The following is a 20,249-nucleotide window of genomic DNA, read 5'->3' as shown; positions in this document are numbered from 1 at the left end:
CGAGGGGCCCGGACATGATCCGCCGCGACGTTATTGTACTTAGAGAGCGCACTGCCTGATGGTCTAAAGCCGTCACGATAGGTAGTGCGCGAAAATGGGCCCCGAGAGGGCCTTTTTTATTGGCTTGATGGAACTGACAAAAGGCGGACCCGGCGATGAGCGTCCGCGACGGAGCGAAATGATGACACGGCAGATGACCGGCGCAGAGATGGTCGTTCAGGCATTGATCGACCAGGGCGTGGAGCACCTCTTCGGCTATCCCGGCGGCGCTGTACTGCCGATCTACGACGAGCTGTTCCAGCAGGACAAGGTCCAGCACATCCTCGTCCGCCAGGAAGGCGGCGCCGGGCATTCGGCCGAAGGCTATGCCCGCTCCACCGGCAAGGTCGGCGTCGCGCTCGTCACCTCCGGCCCCGGCGCCACCAACATGGTGACGCCGCTGACCGACGCCCTGATGGATTCGATCCCCATGGTCTGCATCACCGGCCAGGTCGCGACGCACCTGATCGGCTCGGACGCCTTCCAGGAGGCCGATACCGTGGGCATCACGCGCCCCTGCACCAAGCACAACTGGCTGGTCAAGGACGTCAACGATCTCGGCCGCATCCTGCACGAGGCCTTCTATGTCGCGCGCTCGGGCCGCCCGGGCCCGGTCGTCGTCGACATTCCGAAGGACGTCCAGTTCGCCACTGGCACCTATCAGGGCCCGACCCGCGTCGAGCACAAGACCTATCGCCCGCAGGTCGAGGGCGACCCGGCGTCGATCCTGGCTGCCGTCGAGATGATCGCCAGGGCGAAGAAGCCGATCTTCTATACCGGCGGCGGCGTCATCAATTCCGGCCCCGAGGCTTCGCAGCTGCTGCGCGAGCTGGCGCATCTGACCGGCTTCCCGGTCACGTCGACGCTGATGGGCCTCGGCGCGTTCCCGGCGACCGACAAGCAGTGGCTCGGCATGCTCGGCATGCACGGCACCTATGAAGCCAACAATGCGATGCATGACTGCGACGTCATGATCAATGTCGGCGCGCGCTTCGACGACCGCATCACCGGCCGCCTCGACGGCTTCTCGCCCGGCTCGAAGAAGATCCATATCGACATCGATCCATCCTCGATCAACAAGAACGTCCGCGTCGACATCGGCATTGTCGGCGACGTCGCGCATGTGCTGAAGGCGATGCTGGCGGCCTGGAAATCGGCCGGCCACAAGCCCGACAAGGCGGCGCTGAAGAGCTGGTGGGGCGAAATCGACCGCTGGCGCGCGCGCAACAGCCTCGGCTTCCGCCAGAACAGCGAGACGATCCTGCCGCAGCACGCGATCCGCACGCTCTATGAGCGGACGCGGGGCAAGGACGTCTACATCTCGACGGAAGTCGGCCAGCACCAGATGTGGGCGGCGCAGTATTTCGGCTTCGACGAGCCGAACCGCTGGATGACCTCGGGCGGACTGGGCACGATGGGCTATGGCCTGCCGGCGGCGATCGGCGCGCAGACGGCGCATCGCGACGCGCTCTGCATCGACATTGCCGGCGACGCCTCGATCCTGATGAACATCCAGGAACTGTCCACGGCGATCCAGCATGAACTGCCCGTCAAGGTGTTCATCCTGAACAACCAGTATATGGGCATGGTGCGCCAGTGGCAGCAGCTGCTGCATGGCAACCGGCTGTCGCATTCCTATACGGATTCGCTGCCCGATTTCGTCAAGCTGGCCGAAGCCTACGGCGCCATCGGCATGCGTTGCGAGAAGGCATCGGAGCTCGAAGGCGCGATCGACGCGATGATCGCGGCCAGGGGGCCGGTGCTGTTCGACTGCCGCGTGGCCAATCTCGCCAACTGCTTCCCGATGATCCCCTCGGGCAAGGCGCATAACGAGATGCTGCTGCCGGAAGACGCGACGGACGAGGCGATCGCCAATGCGATCGATGCGGCCGGCAAGGCACTGGTCTAGGGCTGGACAGGAAGACCCTCACCCCGACCCTCTCCCGCAAGCGGGCGAGGGGGCGCTCACCAGTCGGCCACGAGGTCGATGAAGGGCGCCGGCGGAATAGCCCTCGCCCGCTTGCGGGAGAGGGTTGGGTGAGGGGCTTGCTTCGTCCCGGACAGACAGAACAAGAAGAAGCGGAGAACAAAATGCAGCCTGGATCCGTCTACGCGATCAAGGAAGGCAAGGATAAGACCGAGCAGCACACGCTGTCGGTGCTTGTCGACAACGAGCCGGGCGTCCTAGCCCGCGTCATCGGCCTGTTCTCGGGGCGCGGCTACAATATCGAGAGCCTGACCGTCTCGGAGACCGAGCACGAGAAGCATCGCTCGCGCATCACCGTCGTGACGATGGGCCCGCCCCAGGTGATCGAGCAGATCAAGGCGCAGCTGGAGCGCATGGTGCCGGTGCACCGGGTCATCGACCTGACCGTCACCGGCAAGGCGATCGAGCGCGAACTGCTGCTGATCAAGGTGCGCGGCGCCGGCGACGACCGGGTCGAGGCGCTGCGCCTCGCCGACGCGTTCCGCGCCCGCGTCATCGACGCGACGACGGAGAGCTTCGTGTTCGAGCTGACCGGCCGCACCGACAAGCTGGACCAGTTCATCCTGCTGATGCAGCCGCTGGGCCTGGTCGAGGTCTCGCGCACCGGCGTCGCCGCCATCACGCGCGGCCCGGACGCCACCTGACGCTTCCGGAAAACGGAAAGACGACGAGGGTCGCATCGCAGGATGCGGCCTTCCTTGTAAGGGGAGGGGCTTGGATCGGTCTGCCGGATCGTCTCGCGACGCGAACCTGCAATCCGGGCAATCGGTTCAGGAGTTGGGCCATGGAATGAATGTCGCCGTCGTGATTCCTGTCTACAATCGACCCGGCCTGATCCGGCGGGCGCTGGCGAGCGTCAACGCTCAGTCGCATCCGCCTTCCCGGGTGATCGTCGTGGACGATGGGTCCCAGGATGATACCGCCCAGTCGGCTCGGCGCTGGCTGACGGAAAATGCCCGCTTCGCCTGGGACGTGGTCACGATCCCCAATGGCGGGCCCGCAGCCGCGCGCAATGCGGGAGCGGCGCGGATCGCCGAGGATGTCGCCTACGTCGCCTTTCTCGATTCGGATGACGAATGGCCGGCGGATTTTCTCTCGGGTTGCGCGGAAAGACTGGCCGAGCGGCCAGATGCGGTCGGGGCCGTTGTCGATCGCCAGACATTCCGGGACGGGCTTCCCTATGCTCTGGACGACATGAGCCGGTTCGCGGCCGATCCCTTTCTGTTCGTCCTGGAGAATGGCGGGGGGCTGGTGCAGTGCTGCGTCTTCCGCTTGTCCAGCTTCCGAAAGGCCGGCGGCTTCGACGCGCTATGGCGAACCGGCGAGGACGGCAAGCTTCTGTTCGGCGTCGCCGTCCAGGGACCGTTCCTGCATTCCGGCGGCGCGCCCGTGATCGTGCACCAGCGGACAGCAACGACCGTGGACGGCGATGCCATGAGCGTCTCGCTTGCCAGCGCCAGAGATTACTGGATCTGGGCCGACCAGATGGAGCGGATGATCGCCGCGCTGCCGACCGATACCCGCCGCGCGCGATATGACGCGATCTGCGTGATCATGATCGAGCGCTGGGCGGTGGCGCGGCGAACCCTGCAGGCGGGCGGACTGTCCCTGCTGGCCGCACGAGCCGGATGGCGCCGGTTTCTCTGGAAGAAGCGTCGGCGCTTCAGACGGCGGCTATCCCAGTCTCGCGGCTGGCGCGGTCAAGCTCCAGTATCGCGCTGAGCCGTGCCTTGTAGGCGGTATTGGAGAAATGCCGATCGAAGATCTCCGTGCCCTCGGCGCTGGGGCCGAAGGCTCCGTCCACGATCTCGAGCGCGGCCTGGGCGAAGGCGGCGGCGTCGTCATGGATGCGGACCGGAATGCGGGCGAGTTGATAGGGGCTCAGGCCGCGGACGACCGCGGATGTCCCCAGCATGGGAAGGCCCGAGCAGAGACCTTCCAATAGCTTGATCGAGGAGCCACTTCCCCCGAGCGCCGGGACCAGGATCCCCTTGGCGCCGGAATAGGCCTCGGTGACCGCCCCGACGGAGCCGGGAAAGAGTGTCTCGTTGGCGTTGAACAGGTCCGGCCGGATGCGGCGAACGCCTTCGCCAATCTGGCCGTAGATCCGGATGTGGTCGCGAAGCCGGGGCGCGAGCGGAATGACGCTCTCCAGGATCCAGACCGTCGTCTCGACGTTCCAGTAATTGTCGGTCGCGATGTAGACGAGCTTGCCTTCCGGCGGCGCCGTCTGGCGGCGCAGGGTCGACAGCGCTGCTTCCGTCGAAGGGGAGATGGTCGGCTCGACAAGGGCATGGCGCAAGGCCGGAAGGCGCTCGCGGAAGACCTGCTCGTCCCTGGCATTGATGTGGAGCAGCAGATCCGCCAGTTGGCACAGGCGGATCTCGGAGGCGATCAGCGCGGAGACGTCGGTCTTCGGATTCAGCCACAGGCTGCCGGCGATCACGTCCTTGTTAGCGCTCTGGACATCATGGGTTTCGCAGACCAGCTTCGGTCGCTTGCCCCATCGCCGGCCGGCTTCGGCGGCGAGCCGCGCCGCGAGCCTCAAGTTCCAGCAGTGGTGGATGTGGATGATCTCGACGGGCCGTTCGCGCAGCAGCATCTCGAGCTCGGCGGGAAGCTGCCGGGCCGCCACGCTCGCGGCCCAGAAGTCGATGGCGGTTCGCCGGCGGCCGAGCAGGCGATGGACCTTGCGCTGCAGGCGGGCGCGGTAGGCCGAGGGGGGAACGAGAAAGCCCACGCCAATCGCCGTTGAAAACGACATCTGGCCGAGCATGAAGCGCCGATCTGCCTCGCACGTGACGTTGGCCGGATTGTCCGGCGCCAGGAGCGCGTAAACGTCGCGCCCGGACGCGGAATAGGCGGCTACGGAGGCCTCGAAGAGGTTGGCGCTTCCCCCTCTGGGCCAAGGCGGCATGATCACGATCACCAAGGGTCGGGGCGTAGGCATGCTGTCCCGCAGCGATTCCTCAAGATTGAAGTCAATCCACCGGTAGCGCATGTCACAAGGTCGCGGAAGCGCGTGTGGAACCTATCCACCGCCACCTTGGATACGTGCCGTCGACGGCGGTTGTGTGGGGTGTCGGCTATGCCGGCTCCACCTCCGCGCGCTTCCAGCCGATCGCCGGCGCGATGTGGTCGGCGATGGCCTTCAGCAACTTGGCATTGTACGCGACGCCGAGCTGGTTCGGCACCGTCAGCAGCAGCGTGTCGGCGTCGAGCACGGCCTGGTCCTTGGCCAGTTCGGCCGCGATCACGTCCGGCGCGCCGATATAGCTCTTGCCGAAGCGGGCGATGCCGCCGCCGAGATAGCCGACCTGGTCCTGGTCCGAGCCGTCGCGGGCGCCGAAATACATCCGGTCGATGTCATCGACGATCGGCATCACGCTGCGTGAGACCGACACGCGCGGCTCATGCTGCCAGCCGGCCGCCTTCCAGGCGTCGCGATAGAGCTGGATCTGCTCGGCCTGCAACTCGCTGAACGGCACGCCGGTATCTTCCGAAAGCAGGGTCGAACTCATCAGGTTCATGCCCTGCTCGGCGGTCCACACCGCCGTCTTGCGCGTGCCGGCGCCCCACCAGATGCGCTCCGGCAGGCCGGCCGATTGTGGCTGGATCGCCAGCCGGCCGTTCATGCCGGTCATCTTCAGGTCGGCCTTGGCGATGCCGGCGCCCTTGATCGCGGCGCGGAACAGCTCGGTGTGGGTACGGGCGAGGTCGGCGCCGCTCAGATCGTCGCCGGAATCATAGCCGAAGGCCTCCCAGCCGCGCTCGGCCGGCTCGGGCGAGCCGCGGCTGATGCCAAGCTGCAGCCTTCCGTCGCCGATCAGGTCGGTCGCCGCGGCCTCCTCGGCCATGTAGAGCGGGTTCTCGTAGCGCATGTCGACGACGGCAGTGCCGAACTCGATGCGCTTGGTCCGCGCCGCGATCGCCGCCAGCACGGGGAAGGGGGCCGCCGCCTGGCGTGCGAAATGGTGGACGCGGAAATAGGCGCCATCGATGCCGATCTCCTCGGCGGCGACGGCGAGATCGATCGCCTGGAGCAGGGATTCCTGCGCCGTGCGCGTCTGCGAGCCGCGGGCGGCCTGCCAATGGCCGAAGGAAAGGAAGCCGATTTTCTTCTGCAATTGTCTCTCCATGGGCGGACGCGGCGGCAGCCTTCGGACGGGCGCGACGCTTGTGTCCCATGGCTATGAACCCGGCAAGCCCGGCCGTCCAGACCGCTTCCGGTGAACGGGCTGTCGCGTTTCGGCGATCGGGAAGCTTGACCGCTTCCGGGGCTTGCTGTAGTCAACTGGAACCGTACCGTACGGTACGCTGCACCGCAGCATGAGGCGGGTTGCCCGTCTCCCGCCAAGGACGTTCCGGAAGTCGCATGAACCACACACTGCCCCCAGCCGAGGCTTATTCGCCGCGCCAGAACGCCGTTCTGGAAAGCGCGCTCGGCCTGCTGGTCGAGGGGGGTGAGCGGGCGCTGACGACGGCGGGCGTGGCGCGTGCCGCGAACTGCTCGAAGGAAAGCCTCTACAAGTGGTTCGGCGATCGCGACGGCCTGCTGGCGGCGATGATTACCTTCCAGTCGAGCAAGGTGAAGGCAGAGCCTGCGGGGTCCGGCTCGACGGGCCGGGGGGCGCTGGTTGCGCAGCTGACCGGGATCGCCGCCACCCTGCTGAAGGTGCTGGCCGGCGACGTGTCGCTGGCGCTGAACCGGCTCGCCATCGGCCAGGCCAAGCGCGGCGAGGCCGATCTCGGCCAGCTTTTGCGCGAGCATGGCCGCCGGCCGATCGAAACGCGGCTTTCGGCGCTGCTCGAAAGCGGGCGGCGGGAGCGGCTGCTTGACTTCGCCGACACGCGCGAGGCCTATCGCACGCTGTACGGCCTGATCGTGCGCGACATGCATGTGCGCCTGCTGCTGGGCGACAGCCTGGACGGCGAGGAGCCGGCGAAGCGCGCGGCGCAGGGCATCAAGGAATTTTTCCGGCTCTATGGCACGGAAGAAAATACCGGACCGGCTCCAGAGAGAGCCGGCGCGGGAAACGAACGGACGGGATAGAAAGGAACACCCTCATGCGCGTTTATTACGATCGCGATGCCGATCTCAATCTGATCAAGTCCAAGAAGGTCGCGATCATCGGCTACGGCTCCCAGGGCCGCGCCCATGCGCTGAACCTCAAGGATTCGGGCGCCAAGGACGTCGTCGTCGCTCTGCGCGCCGGCTCGAACACCGTCGCCAAGGCCGAAGCCGATGGCTTCAAGGTCATGACCGTCGCCGAGGCAGCCGCCTGGGCCGACCTGATGATGATGGCCGCTCCCGACGAACTGCAGGCCGACATCTACAAGGACGACATCGCCGCCAACATCCGTGACGGCGCCGCGATTGCCTTCGCGCACGGCCTGAACGTTCACTTCGGCCTGATCGAAGCCAAGAAGACCGTCGACGTCGTCATGATCGCGCCGAAGGGCCCGGGCCACACGGTTCGCGGCGAATACCAGAAGGGCGGCGGCGTTCCCTGCCTCGTCGCCATCGCGCAGGACGCCTCGGGCAACGCGCTCGACCTCGCTCTCTCCTACGCCTGTGGCGTTGGCGGCGGCCGTTCGGGCATCATCGAGACCACTTTCAAGGAAGAGTGCGAGACCGACCTGTTCGGCGAGCAGGCCGTTCTCTGCGGCGGCCTGGTCGAGCTGATCCGCGCTGGCTTCGAGACGCTGGTCGAAGCCGGCTACGCGCCGGAAATGGCCTATTTCGAGTGCCTGCACGAAGTGAAGCTGATCGTCGACCTCATCTATGAGGGCGGCATCGCCAACATGAACTACTCGATCTCGAACACCGCCGAGTGGGGCGAGTATGTCACGGGTCCGCGTATCGTCACCGCCGAGACCAAGGCCGAGATGAAGCGCGTCCTCACCGACATCCAGACCGGCAAGTTCACCTCCGACTGGATGCAGGAATACAAGGCCGGCGCGTCGCGCTTCAAGGCCATCCGTCGCAACAACGACGCGCACCAGATCGAGGCCGTCGGCGCCAAGCTGCGCGAGATGATGCCCTGGATCGGCAAGAACAAGCTGGTCGACAAGTCCGTCAACTAAGCTTCCGGCTTCGGGCGAGCCCCTCGCCACAACCCTCTCCCGTCCGCGGGAGAGGGGACATTCGGAGGGGGGTTCCTGCCATCGAACCAAAAAAGCCCCGCGGGAGCGATCCCGCGGGGCTTTTGCATGCCGGGCAGCGACGGCTCAGTAGGAGCCGCGGCAGCGATATTCGTAGCCGTCGGCGCCGATGAACGTATCGGTCTCCGGGCTGTAGCTGCGGTAGCGGTCGAGGCAGTAGTCGACATGCGCGCGCCAGGCGGCACCGCGCGGCGGCGGAACCTCGTAATCGTAGGCATAGGCGCGCGGCTGCGACGCGATGGCGCCGATGCCGAGGCCGAGCAGCGTGCCGGCGGCGAGGCCGCCAATGACGGCGCCGCTATTGTCGCGGTGATAGTGGCCATAATAGCGCGGGCCGCCGTGCCAGCGGTCCGCCGACGCCGTCGAAGCCGTTGCCGTAACGGCAAGAATGCCGAGAACGCCGGCGAGAGACGCGGTAACGAAGCTTCTCATCGTGAAGCCTCCTGTTCGTGAAGCCTGTGATGACGCGAATATCCGAGCGCATCGGGGCAAAACTATGACTGATTCACTTCAGGTTTTGGTTGTAGAACTACCTTGGGTAGCATCCCCGTTGTTGAATTAACCCAATTTAAACCAAGAATAGACGCACTCGGCGCGTCGGGCCCAGGCGCGGCGGATGTCGGCGCGCGGGACCGCCTGTCGGCGGGCGATCGAGGGGCCGCGCAAGCGGGACGCGTGCCGATCCTGGCCGGCGTCGATCCTCACAAAAAGCCGGGGGATCGTGGCTCGTGAAGCATCAGCCGATGGCGCGGAGCGCGGAAACTGGCCTAGGCTGACGCCCAATCGAGATTGGGAGGAAGTGCCTTGGCTGAGGGAATTATTCTGGTCGATCCGCTGCCGCGGACACTGGATCTGATCATGGAGCCGGATGTCCGCGCGCGGCTGGAAAAGCTGGGCCGGGTGGTGATCTCGGAAGACGCGCCGATGTCGGACGCGCAAATTGACGAGCTGCTGCCGGAGACGGTGCTGATCTTCGGCCAGACGGCATTGCCGCGTGAGCGGCTCGACCGGGCGAAGAAGCTGAAGGGGGTCATCAATGTCGAGACCAACTTCCTGCCCAATATCGACTACCAGGCCTGCCAGGAACGCAACATCTGGGTGCTGACGCCGGGCTCGGCCTTTGCCGCCCCGGTGGCGGAGGCCGCCCTCGGCATGGCGATCGACCTGGCGCGCGGCATCACGGCGGCGGACCGCGCGTTTCGCGCCGGCACCGAGCAATATGGCCTCGCCGCCAACGCCGAAACGTTCCGCTTCGCCGGCGCTTCGGTCGGCATCATCGGCCTCGGCGATCTTGGCAAGAATCTGCGCGAGCTGATCCGGCCGTTCCGCAATCCGGTCAAGGTGTTCGATCCCTGGCTGCCGGACGAGATCATCGAGCGCCACGACTGCACGCCCGCCTCGCTGGACGAACTGCTTTCGACCAGCCAGGTCGTGTTCGTCTTCGCGGCGGTAACGGGCGAGAACCAGGGCTTCCTGGGCGCCCGCGAATTCGCGCTGATGCAGAAGGGCGCCGCCTTCCTGCTGATGAGCCGCGCGGCGGTGGTCGATTTTCCGGCCATGCTCGACGCGGTCCGCTCCGGCCATATCCGCGTCGCAACCGATGTGTTTCCGGAGGAGCCGGTGCCGGCCGATGACCCGGTGCGCCAGATGGAGGGCATCCTGCTCTCCGCGCACAGGACCGGCGGCACGGTCGACGCGCTGTTTTCGATCGGCCGGATGGCGGTCGCGGATGCGGAACTGATCCTGCGCGGCCTGCCGCCGCAACTCTGCCGTCGCGCCGATCCGGCGCTGGCAAGCCGGCTGCGCTCGAAGCCCGTCAGCGTGACCTGAAGCCACCCCAACGACACGCAAGGGTGGGAGACCTCTCGAGGTCTTCCACCTAGCGGCTCTGCTGAAGCTGCGCTTCGCGAATTTTCCGGATGGTGCCGACAATGGCCAGGAGGAAGACCGCCATCGAGAGAAGGATCGAGAGCTCGATATAGCGCTCGAAGGCCCAGTCTCCGACGATCAGCCGGATCAGGCGTTCGTTGCGGGACATGATCGCCGGGATTCGGTTGGCGCTCCAGATCGCATCCCGGAAGATGAACGCGATCAGCAGAAAGATTTCGATGCCGATGAAGACGGCGAGATATTTGAGGTTCTTCGACACGGGGAACGGCAGGCTGCAGATTGTAGGAAAACTGACTGCAGCATCCCGGATTCGCGAGCGGGGGTAAACCTCGGCGGTCCCTCAGCGGTTGGATACAGCGCCGGGAGGCGCTCAGGACAGGCAGCGCGTCCAGGCGGCTGCCTGTCCTGAAACGGGCGCTTAGTAGGAACCGCGGCAGCGATATTCGTTGCCGTCGTGACCGATGAAGGTGTCGGTGCGTTCGTCATAGGAGCGATAGTTGTCGTAGCACCAGTCGGTGTGGGCACGCCAATTGGCGCGGACGACGCGGCGCGGCGGTGCGCGGTAGCCATCGTCATAGGCCGGGGCGGCGTAGCGGGGCGGGGCGACCTCGTAGCCATCGTCGTAACGGGGCGCGGCGAGCAGGGCGCCGACACCGAGGCCCACGGCCGCGCCGGCCGCGAGGGCGGCATTGCGGCCGTTTTCGGCCGAGGCGGTCTGCGCCGTGCCGACGACGGCGGTGATTCCGATGAGGGTAGCAAGAGCGGCGGCTGCGATCTTCTTCATGCTGGTATCTCCGGTAGGCATGGATGCGGTTCTAGAGGGGGCGACCTGAACGCTCGCTGAATGACGGGAGCACATCAAAACGCGCCCTTCGCCGCTATGAATGCCATCACACAGGCCGCGCAGCTTGCCGCCGTGCTATGACGGGCAATCTGTTCCGGTCGACGCATGAGGTTGCCTTGTCCCGCCGTTTTGCCCTTCTCGACGTCTTTGCCAAAGCCCCGCTTCAGGGCAATCAGCTTGCCGTGGTCCTCGATAGCGAGGGGCTGAGCGACGAGCGCATGCAGGCGATCACGCGCGAGTTCAACCTGGCCGAGACGGTGTTCGTCCTGCCGCCGGAACGGCCCGGTCATCGCGCGCATCTGCGCATCTTCTGCCCGGCCTATGAGATGCCCTTCGCGGGCCACCCGACCGTCGGCACGGCGGTGCTGCTGGCGCTGGAGACCTTCGGCCCGGATGCAGCCGGGCAGGATGCCGTCTTCGTCGTTGAGGAAAAGGTCGGCGACATACGCTGCGCCGTCGCGCTGCATTCCGGCAAGGCGGGCCACGCCATCTTCGACGTGCCGCGCCAGGCGGAAAGGATCGAGGCCGAGATCGACGAGGCCGCCCTGGCGGCGATGCTGGGGCTGGAGCCGTCGCAACTGGGTTGCGAGAACCATCGCCCCTCCGTCTATTCGGCCGGTGTGCCCTATCTGCTGGCGCCGGTTCGCGATCTCGCGGCCATCGCCCGCGCCCGGCCGGTGATCCAGAACTGGAAGAGCGTGCTGCCGGAGGGCGTCGGCAGCGTCTATCTCTACACGCGCGAGACCACGACCAACGGGCACCAGTTCCACGCGCGCATGTTCTGGCTGGGCGAGGGCATCATCGAGGACCCGGCGACCGGCTCCGCCGCCGCCGCCTTCGCCGGCGCGGTCGCTGCCTTTGACCAGTTGCCCTCGGGCACGCATCGCTTCGTCATCGAGCAGGGTTTTGAGATCGACCGCCCGAGCCTGATCTCGCTCGAGGTCGACATCGAGAACCATGGCCTCGACGCCAGCCGGATCGGTGGCGACGCCGTGGTGATCGGGCGCGGGACGCTCGATATCTAGGGGCGGCAAGCGTCGGCTTGCGCCAGAAGACCCCCACCCCAGCCCTCTCCCGCGCGGGAGAGGTGGCAAATTGAGCTCCGCCGTCTCGGTCACGCGCGCCCCTAAAGCGCTCGCTTGGCTGCGGGAGAGGTTGGGCAAGGGCTTGCTTTTTTCCTGCTGCTCCGTGCTTCACCCGCAGCCATCATCCTGAGGTGCCCGGCGAAGCCGGGCCTCGAAGGAGAGGCAGGGAATGATAAGTCAGACCCGCAAAACTTGGCGTGCGCCGCTGGACCCTTCTTCGAGGCTTCGCTGGCGCGAAGCACCTCAGGATGATGGCGGTGCGGTTAGAGGCTTTCTTCACCTCTCCCTCAGGGAGAGGTGAGGGAAGTTGTCCAGCCCTGTCGAAACGGAGCCTGATCTGACCTTCTGCCCCCTACGATGTCAACGTAGGGCTCTCTCACGCCACCGCCGCCGGTTCTCCGTCCAGCCCGCGTCCCAGCACCGTCGTGGCGACATATTCCGCCCGGGCGCGGATCGTGTGGTTTTCCAGCGTGAAGGCCCGCGCCGCGACGGCCATGCCGGCGAGGCGGTCGGGGTCCTGCAGGGCGCCGCGAACGGCGCGCGAGAGGCCGCCAGGTTCCGGCGAATAGTAGAAGCAATGCTCGCCGTTGCGGAACGGCCTGTGCTGGCAGATGGTCGGATAGTTCATCACCGGCACGGTGCCGAGTTCGCTCGACTCGTAGTGGCGATAGCAATCCCAGCCATAGCCCATCGGCGACCAGGCGAGCCGGGCCGAGGCGAGGCGATGGTGGAAGGTGGCCCGATCGAGCGGGCCATCCGGGACGTCGATGATGTAGCCCTCGTTGCGCAACGCCAGCAATTCCTCGATGCCTTCGCTGCGCACGCTGCTGTTCGGGTGCGTGTCGCCGGCGAAGAACACGTCCGACGTCTTCACCGTCGTCGGCTGGCTGGCGAGCCTGCCGGGATAGCCGAGATGGATCGGCTTCAGCTTGTGGATCCGGCGTTGCGAGCTCTTCTTCAGCCGCCAGCGCCGACCCGGCAGGTCCCAATGGCTCGACTTGAAGAACACCTGCCATTTGTCGGCGGTCAGCTCGCGCTTGAAATAGCTGTGGCAGCGGTCGATCAGCCGGAAATTGTGCTTACCCACGCCGAATGAATCATTGATGTCGATCACCGCCACGGGCACGTCGTGGAAGCGGTGCATCAGCCGGGTGGCGGCTATCGCGAACAGCGCCTTGGGCGCGCGAACGTGATAATCGCGCAGCGCCGTCAGCCAGGTGCGCGGATGCCAGGCGGGAAGCGTCGGCCCGTCGACGACGACGAGATCATAGTCGCCGTCGCGCAGCATTCGCATCGTGCGGAAGAACGCGCCGGGGCCGAGCAGGGGCGCGTTCGCGCCGCCGGGCTTGCGGCCGGACCAGAAGAAGTCCGTCTGGTCGGGGGCGGCATGATGGAACAGGCGCGTGTTGATATCGAGAATGCGCAACGGGCGGCCGCCACGCGTCCTGGCTTCGTCGACGGTCATGGTGGGGCCCGGTCCTCTGCTTCGCGTGGTCTATAGCAACCCGCCAAATCCCCATGCAACAGAAACGGCGAAGGCCCGATTGTCGCCTTGCTTCTGGTGGGTGTCCTTTGCTATGGGTCTTGCAGTCTGATCCCGGCGCGACGCCGCGCGGTCCGGCGGAATGCAAACGAGGGCGAGAGCGTGCAGCTCTTCACGATTCATGGTTCCGGGTTCCAGGTTGCGTCCGACGCGACCGGCCGTGCCATGTCCGCTCTTCGTGGTCTGCTTCTCCTTAGACGCCCCTGAGCGTCGGCTGCCCCATGACGGGCGGGCACTCAGGGGAATGAAAGCGAAGACCTCCGCCATTCATGCCCTGATCGCCATGCGCGCGTCGGGCACCCGATAAGGAAGACCAGAATGACCGCGAATGCCAACTCGTCCTCGTCCAAGGACCGGATCGTCATCTTCGACACGACCCTGCGCGACGGCGAGCAGTGCCCCGGCGCCTCGATGACGTTCGAAGAAAAGATCGAAGTCGCCGAACTGCTCGAAGACATGGGCGTCGACGTGATCGAAGCCGGGTTCCCGATCGCCAGCCAGGGCGATTTCGAGGCCGTGCACGAGATTGCCAAGCGCGCCGGCGACACCGTCACCATCGCCGGCCTCGCCCGCGCCATCTCCGGCGACATCATCCGGGCCGGCGAGGCGGTACGCATCGCCAAGCGTTCGCGCATCCACACCTTCGTCTCGACCTCGCCGATCCATCTGGCGCACCAGATGCGCAAGACCGAGGAGCAGGTGCTCGACATCATCGCCGCCACGGTGGCGCAGGCGCGCAACCTGGTCGAGGACGTCGAGTGGTCGGCGATGGACGCTACCCGCACGCCGATCGAATATCTGGTCCGCTGCGTCGATGCCGCGATCAAGGCCGGCGCCACCACGATCAACCTGCCCGATACGGTCGGTTATGCCGTGCCGGAAGAATATGCGGCGATGTTCCGCGAGGTAATCGAGCGCGTGCCGAATTCGGACAAGGCGATCTTCTCGACCCATTGCCACAACGATCTGGGCCTGGCCGTCGCGAATTCGCTGGCCGGCGTCGCCGGTGGCGCGCGCCAGATCGAATGCACGATCAATGGCCTCGGCGAGCGCGCAGGCAACGCGGCGCTGGAGGAGATCGTCATGGCGATCCGCACCCGCCGCGATGTCATGCCCTATGACAGCAATATCGACGCGACCATGCTGACCCGCGCCTCGAAGCTTGTCTCCAACGTCTCGGCCTTCCCGGTCCAGTACAACAAGGCGATCGTCGGGCGGAATGCCTTCGCGCATGAAAGCGGCATCCACCAGGACGGCATGCTGAAGAACGCCGAAACCTACGAGATCATGACGCCGGAGAGCGTCGGCGTGAAGGCGACCTCGCTGGTGATGGGCAAGCATTCGGGCCGCCATGCCTTCCGCGAGAAGCTGAAGGAATTGGGCTACGAGGTCGGCGACAACGCCCTGGAAGACGCTTTCAAGCGCTTCAAGGACTTGGCCGACCGCAAGAAGCATGTCTATGACGAGGACATCGAGGCGCTGATCGGCGACGAGGTCGCGACCGCCGCCGAGTCGATCCGCCTGTTGTCGCTGACCGTCATCGCCGGCACCGGCGGCGCCGCCAAGGCGATCATCAGCCTCGACGTCGAAGGCTCGCATGTCACCAAGGAAGTCTCCGGCAACGGCCCCGTCGACGCCATCTTCAACGCGATCAAGGCGATCGTGCCGCATGAGGCGACCTTGTCGCTCTATCAGGTGCACGCGGTTACCGAGGGCACCGACGCGCAGGCCGAGGTTTCGGTCCGCCTCGAGGAGGACGGCAAGTCGGTCACCGGCAAGGGCGCCGATCCGGATACGATGGTCGCCTCGGCCAAGGCGTATCTCTCCAGCCTGAACAAGCTGATGGTGAAGCGCCAGCGCCAGCACGCCCAAGCCGTCAACGCCTGATCTTCTAGCCTGCTTGAAATGAGAAACGGCCGCGTCGATGACGCGGCCGTTTTCGTTTGGGCGACCGCCCGTGGGTTCGTTGTTGATAAGCGAGAGCGTTGGTGGAACCCGTTAAAATGATGTCGACTACAAGTTGGCTCAGGACGGGGAGAGGCGTATGCCGGAAATATCCGAAGCCCATCGGCGCAAGATGGAGAAGGCGTTTCGGTTTGATGTGGCGCAACACATAGCGGCTGCGGCTGCGCGAAGGGAGACTGTCACCTACGGAGATTTGACACGCGAGTTCGGAGGTACGGACAGAGGGTGGGGCGACACGCTGGGCGGCATCGCCCTCAGGTGCCACAAGGCTGGTTGGCCAGTGCTGTCGGTGTTGGTCGTTTCGAAGCAGACCGGTATGCCGTCGCCAGATGCACGGCTTTACAAGGACCTTGGCCTCGAAACTACTGAGGCCATGACTATGGAGCAGCAGCGTTGCTTCGCCGTCGATTGGACGAAGACGCCTCTTGCTGGGCGCTAGATGATCGTAACGCGCGCTCGGGCCGCGAGACGCCGGTCCATCGTCGAGCCCCAGAAATCTCCCCCAGGCTTGCTGGACCCTCCTTCGAGGCCAGGCCTCGCCCGTCACCTCAGGTGATGGTTGAGCCTTGGGCAGCCGTGGAATCGGCCCTCGCTGAGCGAAACAGCGTCCCAAAAAGAGAAACGGCGCCCTGCTTGCGCAGGACGCCGTTTCTCGTCCATTCGAAGACCGTCTTATTTCGGCAGGGAAAGATCCAGGCGCAGGAACTGCGTCTCGCCGGAATGGTCGTCGACGCCGTCATTGTCGGTGATCGCATAGCCATTGCCGGCGGCGTCGATGGCGAAGCTCTCGATCTTGTCGAGCACGTAGCCATTCGTCGCCTGCAGGGCCGGCAGCAGGTCGTAGAGGTCTTCCTTGGCGACCTTGGGCAGTTCGCCGCCGAGCGGGGCCGGCTTGACGCCGTCCAGCGAGACGAAGGTCAGCTTCTTGATCTTCGCGTCGCGGCCGATCTGGTTGTCGCGCTCGATGGCGACGAGGCCGCCGGGGACCGCCGTCAGCTCGGACAGGCCAACCCAGCCCTTTTCCGCCTTGTCGAGCGGGTAGAGCACGGCGGCCCATTCCTTCGAGGCAGGCTTGTAGGCGAGCAGCTTGGTGAAGCCCTTGGGATCGTCCTTCCATTCGCGCTGCACGGCCACCCAGACCGTCTCGTCCACGCCGGTGCCGACCACCGTGACGCCCTCGAAGCCGAAGCGGGTGGCGTTGGCGGCCAGCGCCTCCGGCAGGGCGATCTCTTCCTGCACGACGCCCCTGGCGTCGACGCGGACGAGGGAGGACTGCGTCTTGTTCTTCTCGCGCTCGGGATTGCCCTCCGAGGCGAGCCAGAAGCCGCCATCGCTTGCAAGCGCGATGCCTTCCAGGTCGAGGTTCTCGACCGGCTTGCCATCCCTGGTCACCGTCATCTCATCGGTGATGACGGCCGGGGTCCTGGTGGCGTCGATGGTCAGGATGCGGCCGATCTTCTGCGCGCTGTCGATGACGGCGTAGAGCTTGCCGGCCCCCTTGGCGTCGGCGACCGTGCCCGAGAGGGCGGCCCAGCCGATCGGCTTGCCGTTCTTGTCGGCGGAGACGAGGGTCGGGTAGGCGGCCGGCGCGTCGCTGCGCTCATAGATCGTCACGACGGAGCCGATCAGGCCGTCCTCGCGCAGATCGTTTTCGGCGGCCGTCACGAACAGGTTGCGCGAGGGGATGGCGAGCAGGCCTTCCGGGCCGATGCCGCCCGGCAGTGCCTGCAGGAAGGTCGGGGCCTTACCGGCGCCCTCGTCCTTGTAGACGCCGACCAGCGAAGCGCGCTCGGAGCCGACGAAGATCAGCTTGTCCGTGCCGAACGTCGCGACTTCGGCGCCTTCCGGCTCGTTGCCCTTCTTGTTGCGCTTTTCGGGGTAGTGGCCGAGGCGGACGGTCTCGTATTCGAGCGCGGTGCCCGAGTCATATTCGAGCGTGCCGTCGATGTTGAAGATCGAGAAGCCGCGCGAGCCGCCCTTCCAGTCGCCCTCATTGGCGGTGAAGAACCGCTCCTTGTCGATCCACTGCACGCCGTCCGGCTCGCGGGCGACCTTCTCCATCTTGCCGGAAAGGTCGATCACGCCGTCCTTCTTCACGTCGATGCCGTCGAGATCGACGGTGCCGGCCGAAAAATGCTTCACGATCTTGCCGGTGGCGAGGTCGGCGATGACGATGTGGTTGTTCTCCTGCAGGGTGAGGACGACCTGGTTGTTTTCGTTGATGTCGACGAATTCCGGCTCCGGATCGGTTGGCGCGATCTCGGCAAGGCCTGTGACGTCGATGACCGTCTTGCTGGCGCAATCGACGGAACCATCGGGCTGAATCGCGAAGCTCGTGAGGTTGCCGCCCGGCAGCTGCGGGATGGCGCCTTCGTTGATGTCCTCGTCGCGCTCGTTCTCGATCGCGACGGCGAGGAATTTGCCGTCCGGGCTCCTGGCGAGCGAATCCGGCTGGCCGGCGAGATCGCAGGTCGCCTTCACCGTCTTTGTGGCGAGATCGACGATGGCGAGATGGCCCGAGGGCTCGCTCTTCGACTGGGAGGTGACGACGCCGACCAGGGCGTAGCCATTGGCGACGACGGTCGAGGTCGGCTCGCCGCCGAGCGCGACGGTGCCGGCCGGCTTGGGGGCCTTCGGATCGGTGATGTCGATCAAGCCGATGCGCTCGCCGGGGCTGTCGGTATAGACCAGCGTCTTGCCGTCGGCGGTCGCGGTGATGATCTCGGCGACCGTCTTCTTCTTCGCGTCGGCATCGGCAGGCAGGTTGTCGACGACATGGAAGGTCGCGATGCGGTTGAAGTTTTCCGCGGCATGGGAGGCGAGGGCGGTGCCCGCCAGGAGGCTGGCTGCGAGCGCGCTGCGCAGGATCGGCTTGAGCATGGTTTCCTCAATCATTTCAGAGAGGTCCGGGGCGAGGTGCGCCAAGGATTGCCGGCAATAGACCCACCGCGCATGACGGGGGAATGACAGTTTCCCGTGGCTTGCCGCCTGGCTTTCGAAGATTTCCACAGTCCATTGAAAGGGCGGCTGGACAGGCCGGGAGCGCTTTGCTACATACCGCCTCGTTCCGGGCGTCGCGGCGAAGGCTTCGAGGCCGCCACGGAATGGGTGCATAGCTCAGTTGGTAGAGCAGCTGACTCTTAATCAGCTTGTCCTAGGTTCGATCCCTAGTGCACCCACCAAATTACCGACCGTTCGCGGGTTCCAGAGCCTTCTTGTTTTCGCTCTGTAATGTCAGCGAATGGGTGCATAGCTCAGTTGGTAGAGCAGCTGACTCTTAATCAGCTTGTCCTAGGTTCGATCCCTAGTGCACCCACCATCTTCGACAAGGCCGCCAGTCTCCGACTGGCGGCCTTGTTCGTTTCGGTCCCCTTCCATACCCTCCGCCTTCTCGGTCCGCTTCGGGAACGTCCCGGCGCCCGCGCGGTTGATTGCCCAGCGGGCGGGCGGATGGTCTACTGGCTCGACGACAACAAGGAGTGGTGAGCCGAGATGAATGTCCTTCAATGCAGGATGGCGCTGGCGGGGCTTGGCTGGAGCGTAGAGGATCTGGCGCGGCACGCGGGTGTTCCGGTGGATGCGGCGCTGCGCTTCGATGGCGGTGAAGTTGTTCCGCCGCACGTCTACGAGACGCTGCGGGACACGCTGCAGGCTGCCGGCATCATCTTCGAGGACGAGGGCCAGATGCTCGAGGGCGGGCCCGGCGTGCGGCTCCAGCGCAGCCAGGTCGACGAGGGCAAGCGGCCGGAAGAACTCAGCTCGGCGAATGACGGCTGAAGGTTGATTTCGGACAACTGAGATTTGTGGCCAAACGCCGAAAGACCCTCACCCCAGCCCTCTCCCGTGGACGGGAGAGGGAGCAGGTCGAGGCCCGCCAGTTCGGTCTCGAGGGCGCCGCCAAGCTGGCCAGAAGCCCTCGCCCGCTTGCGGGAGAGGGTTGGGTGAGGGGCTTTCTCACCCCCTTGCGCTGGCTGCCGGCTATCCGCGATCCCTAAGTAAGAGCCGACTTTTCCGAGGGTGAGGGCTCTGCCGGTCTCTTCACCGGGCCTTCGGCAACGTGGTTCCGAAGACGTGATCCCAGAACAGCGTCGTGACGCCGAAATTGCCCTCGTCGGCGCTGTGGTGATGCAGGGCATGCCGGCGCTTCACCTTGTACAGATAGGAATCGTGCGGCGGGTGCCAGTGGTGCAGCACGTGGTGCACGAAGCTGTAGCTGAGATAGCCGGTGGTGACGCCGGCCGTGAAGCCGCTCGCGACGCCGAAGCCGAACAAATGCCAGCTCGGCCAGAACACGACGGCGGCGATGACGAAGAAGGAGAGCCAGATCGGCGTGCCGATCAGCGCGGTCGGCGCGGCGTGGTGCGTCTCGTGCAGATCGCGGAAATAGACAACGTTGTGCAGGATGCCGCGATGGATCCAATACTCGGCGAAGGTCCACACGCACAGGCCGACGCCAAAGGCGGCGATCCAGACGAGAGGATTGATGTGTCCCTGCCAGAGCACGACCGCCAAGATCAGCCCGGCCAGGGTGATTGGATAGACGACGAAGTCGGAATAATACGTGACGGGTCTCAACTGCATTTCGCCAACCTAGTCTGGATTACACGTCTACAGGAGCGTCACCTTGAATTGAGCCAGCTTAACAGCTTGACTACAAGTGGCGATCCAAGGGTGCGACCAAATATGTTCGAGAGGCTCGTTTGCCGCCCCGTAGGCAGGTGACGGCATTGC

General features: G+C 65.4%; 18 protein-coding genes and 2 tRNA genes. 12 read left to right on the top strand and 8 right to left on the bottom strand.

The window, feature by feature from the left end; genetic code table 11:
• Nucleotides 1-181 precede the first annotated feature (181 nt).
• The 3 genes from OSH10_RS00615 to OSH10_RS00605 all read left to right on the top strand — a co-directional run bounded on the left by OSH10_RS00615 (nt 182) and on the right by OSH10_RS00605 (nt 3,748).
• Complete coding sequence (locus OSH10_RS00615) at nt 182-1,948, top strand: acetolactate synthase 3 large subunit (RefSeq protein ID WP_266329510.1); 1,767 nt, start codon at nt 182-184, stop codon at nt 1,946-1,948.
• A 182-nt stretch (nt 1,949-2,130) separates the two neighbouring features.
• Complete coding sequence (ilvN, locus tag OSH10_RS00610) at nt 2,131-2,670, top strand: acetolactate synthase small subunit (RefSeq protein ID WP_266329509.1); 540 nt, start codon at nt 2,131-2,133, stop codon at nt 2,668-2,670.
• Nucleotides 2,671-2,815: 145 nt separating this feature from the next.
• Nucleotides 2,816-3,748, top strand: coding sequence for a glycosyltransferase family A protein (locus tag OSH10_RS00605; RefSeq protein ID WP_266329508.1), 933 nt, complete (start codon nt 2,816-2,818; stop codon nt 3,746-3,748).
• Here the strand turns inward: OSH10_RS00605 and OSH10_RS00600 are convergent.
• Both OSH10_RS00600 and OSH10_RS00595 read right to left on the bottom strand, forming a co-directional pair.
• Nucleotides 3,690-4,943, bottom strand: a complete 1,254-nt coding sequence (locus OSH10_RS00600; protein WP_266329507.1) for a glycosyltransferase — start codon at nt 4,941-4,943, stop codon at nt 3,690-3,692. The two genes, OSH10_RS00605 and OSH10_RS00600, sit on opposite strands and share 59 nt — an antisense overlap.
• A gap of 169 nt (nt 4,944-5,112) precedes the next feature.
• Nucleotides 5,113-6,165: an LLM class flavin-dependent oxidoreductase gene (locus OSH10_RS00595; protein WP_266329506.1), complete on the bottom strand. Its 1,053-nt coding sequence runs from the start codon at nt 6,163-6,165 to the stop codon at nt 5,113-5,115.
• Nucleotides 6,166-6,401: 236 nt separating this feature from the next.
• Here OSH10_RS00595 and OSH10_RS00590 point away from each other — a divergent pair, with 236 nt between their 5' ends.
• Both OSH10_RS00590 and ilvC read left to right on the top strand, forming a co-directional pair.
• Nucleotides 6,402-7,079 (top strand): TetR/AcrR family transcriptional regulator, encoded by a 678-nt coding sequence (locus OSH10_RS00590; protein WP_266329505.1) that lies wholly within the window; start codon nt 6,402-6,404, stop codon nt 7,077-7,079.
• 14 nt (nt 7,080-7,093) lie between these two features.
• Complete coding sequence (gene ilvC / locus OSH10_RS00585) at nt 7,094-8,113, top strand: ketol-acid reductoisomerase (RefSeq protein ID WP_266329504.1); 1,020 nt, start codon at nt 7,094-7,096, stop codon at nt 8,111-8,113.
• A 144-nt stretch (nt 8,114-8,257) separates the two neighbouring features.
• On the opposite strand, the gene OSH10_RS00580 is transcribed toward ilvC, so the two are convergent.
• A complete protein-coding gene (locus OSH10_RS00580; protein WP_407660643.1) occupies nt 8,258-8,623 on the bottom strand; it encodes a BA14K family protein in 366 nt (121 codons plus the stop codon).
• A gap of 372 nt (nt 8,624-8,995) precedes the next feature.
• Between OSH10_RS00580 and OSH10_RS00575 the strand changes: the two genes are divergently transcribed.
• Nucleotides 8,996-10,021: a hydroxyacid dehydrogenase gene (locus OSH10_RS00575; protein ID WP_266329503.1), complete on the top strand. Its 1,026-nt coding sequence runs from the start codon at nt 8,996-8,998 to the stop codon at nt 10,019-10,021.
• A 49-nt stretch (nt 10,022-10,070) separates the two neighbouring features.
• Here OSH10_RS00575 and OSH10_RS00570 read toward each other — a convergent pair whose 3' ends face one another.
• Both OSH10_RS00570 and OSH10_RS00565 read right to left on the bottom strand, forming a co-directional pair.
• On the bottom strand, nt 10,071-10,340 hold the full coding sequence (locus tag OSH10_RS00570) for a hypothetical protein (RefSeq protein ID WP_266329502.1): 270 nt from the start codon (nt 10,338-10,340) through the stop codon (nt 10,071-10,073).
• Between the two features lie 159 nt (nt 10,341-10,499).
• The gene (locus OSH10_RS00565; RefSeq protein WP_266329501.1) at nt 10,500-10,865 is read right to left on the bottom strand and encodes a BA14K family protein; all 366 of its coding nucleotides are present in this window, start codon (nt 10,863-10,865) and stop codon (nt 10,500-10,502) included.
• 176 nt (nt 10,866-11,041) lie between these two features.
• Here OSH10_RS00565 and OSH10_RS00560 point away from each other — a divergent pair, with 176 nt between their 5' ends.
• Nucleotides 11,042-11,950: a PhzF family phenazine biosynthesis protein gene (locus tag OSH10_RS00560; protein ID WP_266329500.1), complete on the top strand. Its 909-nt coding sequence runs from the start codon at nt 11,042-11,044 to the stop codon at nt 11,948-11,950.
• Between the two features lie 436 nt (nt 11,951-12,386).
• On the opposite strand, the gene OSH10_RS00555 is transcribed toward OSH10_RS00560, so the two are convergent.
• The gene (locus OSH10_RS00555) at nt 12,387-13,475 is read right to left on the bottom strand and encodes a glycosyltransferase (RefSeq protein ID WP_266329499.1); all 1,089 of its coding nucleotides are present in this window, start codon (nt 13,473-13,475) and stop codon (nt 12,387-12,389) included.
• Between the two features lie 396 nt (nt 13,476-13,871).
• Between OSH10_RS00555 and OSH10_RS00550 the strand changes: the two genes are divergently transcribed.
• Both OSH10_RS00550 and OSH10_RS00545 read left to right on the top strand, forming a co-directional pair.
• Complete coding sequence (locus OSH10_RS00550) at nt 13,872-15,440, top strand: 2-isopropylmalate synthase (RefSeq protein ID WP_266329498.1); 1,569 nt, start codon at nt 13,872-13,874, stop codon at nt 15,438-15,440.
• A 157-nt stretch (nt 15,441-15,597) separates the two neighbouring features.
• Nucleotides 15,598-15,957 carry a hypothetical protein gene (locus OSH10_RS00545; RefSeq protein ID WP_266329497.1) on the top strand — a complete coding sequence of 120 codons (360 nt, stop codon included), beginning with the start codon at nt 15,598-15,600 and terminating at the stop codon, nt 15,955-15,957.
• 233 nt (nt 15,958-16,190) lie between these two features.
• Here OSH10_RS00545 and OSH10_RS00540 read toward each other — a convergent pair whose 3' ends face one another.
• Entirely contained in the window at nt 16,191-18,398 is a 2,208-nt protein-coding gene (locus OSH10_RS00540) for an esterase-like activity of phytase family protein (protein ID WP_407660662.1), read from the bottom strand.
• A 226-nt stretch (nt 18,399-18,624) separates the two neighbouring features.
• Here OSH10_RS00540 and OSH10_RS00535 point away from each other — a divergent pair.
• The 3 genes from OSH10_RS00535 to OSH10_RS00525 all read left to right on the top strand — a co-directional run bounded on the left by OSH10_RS00535 (nt 18,625) and on the right by OSH10_RS00525 (nt 19,295).
• Nucleotides 18,625-18,700 (top strand) — tRNA-Lys (locus tag OSH10_RS00535).
• A gap of 61 nt (nt 18,701-18,761) precedes the next feature.
• Nucleotides 18,762-18,837, top strand: a tRNA-Lys gene (locus OSH10_RS00530).
• 173 nt (nt 18,838-19,010) lie between these two features.
• Entirely contained in the window at nt 19,011-19,295 is a 285-nt protein-coding gene (locus OSH10_RS00525) for a DNA-binding protein (protein WP_266329495.1), read from the top strand.
• Between the two features lie 261 nt (nt 19,296-19,556).
• Here OSH10_RS00525 and OSH10_RS00520 read toward each other — a convergent pair whose 3' ends face one another.
• Complete coding sequence (locus OSH10_RS00520) at nt 19,557-20,099, bottom strand: sterol desaturase family protein (RefSeq protein ID WP_266329494.1); 543 nt, start codon at nt 20,097-20,099, stop codon at nt 19,557-19,559.
• Between the last annotated feature and the right edge of the window lie 150 nt (nt 20,100-20,249).

The organism is Kaistia defluvii (genome assembly GCF_026343955.1).
GTDB lineage: Bacteria > Pseudomonadota > Alphaproteobacteria > Rhizobiales > Kaistiaceae > Kaistia > Kaistia defluvii.
This window is presented reverse-complemented; position numbering and strand designations above follow the sequence as displayed.

Excerpts from the sequence above, each read along its gene's own strand:
- OSH10_RS00565 (WP_266329501.1), bottom strand. The coding sequence starts at position 10,865 with ATGAAGAAGATCGCAGCCGCCGCTCTTGCTACCCTCATCGGAATCACC.
- ilvN (WP_266329509.1), top strand. The coding sequence starts at position 2,131 with ATGCAGCCTGGATCCGTCTACGCGATCAAGGAAGGCAAGGATAAGACC.
- OSH10_RS00540 (WP_407660662.1), bottom strand. The coding sequence starts at position 18,398 with ATGCTCAAGCCGATCCTGCGCAGCGCGCTCGCAGCCAGCCTCCTGGCG.
- OSH10_RS00600 (WP_266329507.1), bottom strand. The coding sequence starts at position 4,943 with ATGCCGCCTTGGCCCAGAGGGGGAAGCGCCAACCTCTTCGAGGCCTCC.
- OSH10_RS00525 (WP_266329495.1), top strand. The coding sequence starts at position 19,011 with ATGAATGTCCTTCAATGCAGGATGGCGCTGGCGGGGCTTGGCTGGAGC.
- OSH10_RS00605 (WP_266329508.1), top strand. The coding sequence starts at position 2,816 with ATGAATGTCGCCGTCGTGATTCCTGTCTACAATCGACCCGGCCTGATC.
- OSH10_RS00550 (WP_266329498.1), top strand. The coding sequence starts at position 13,872 with ATGACCGCGAATGCCAACTCGTCCTCGTCCAAGGACCGGATCGTCATC.
- OSH10_RS00590 (WP_266329505.1), top strand. The coding sequence starts at position 6,402 with ATGAACCACACACTGCCCCCAGCCGAGGCTTATTCGCCGCGCCAGAAC.
- OSH10_RS00615 (WP_266329510.1), top strand. The coding sequence starts at position 182 with ATGACACGGCAGATGACCGGCGCAGAGATGGTCGTTCAGGCATTGATC.
- OSH10_RS00520 (WP_266329494.1), bottom strand. The coding sequence starts at position 20,099 with ATGCAGTTGAGACCCGTCACGTATTATTCCGACTTCGTCGTCTATCCA.
- OSH10_RS00555 (WP_266329499.1), bottom strand. The coding sequence starts at position 13,475 with ATGACCGTCGACGAAGCCAGGACGCGTGGCGGCCGCCCGTTGCGCATT.
- OSH10_RS00595 (WP_266329506.1), bottom strand. The coding sequence starts at position 6,165 with ATGGAGAGACAATTGCAGAAGAAAATCGGCTTCCTTTCCTTCGGCCAT.
- OSH10_RS00580 (WP_407660643.1), bottom strand. The coding sequence starts at position 8,623 with ATGAGAAGCTTCGTTACCGCGTCTCTCGCCGGCGTTCTCGGCATTCTT.
- OSH10_RS00545 (WP_266329497.1), top strand. The coding sequence starts at position 15,598 with ATGCCGGAAATATCCGAAGCCCATCGGCGCAAGATGGAGAAGGCGTTT.
- ilvC (WP_266329504.1), top strand. The coding sequence starts at position 7,094 with ATGCGCGTTTATTACGATCGCGATGCCGATCTCAATCTGATCAAGTCC.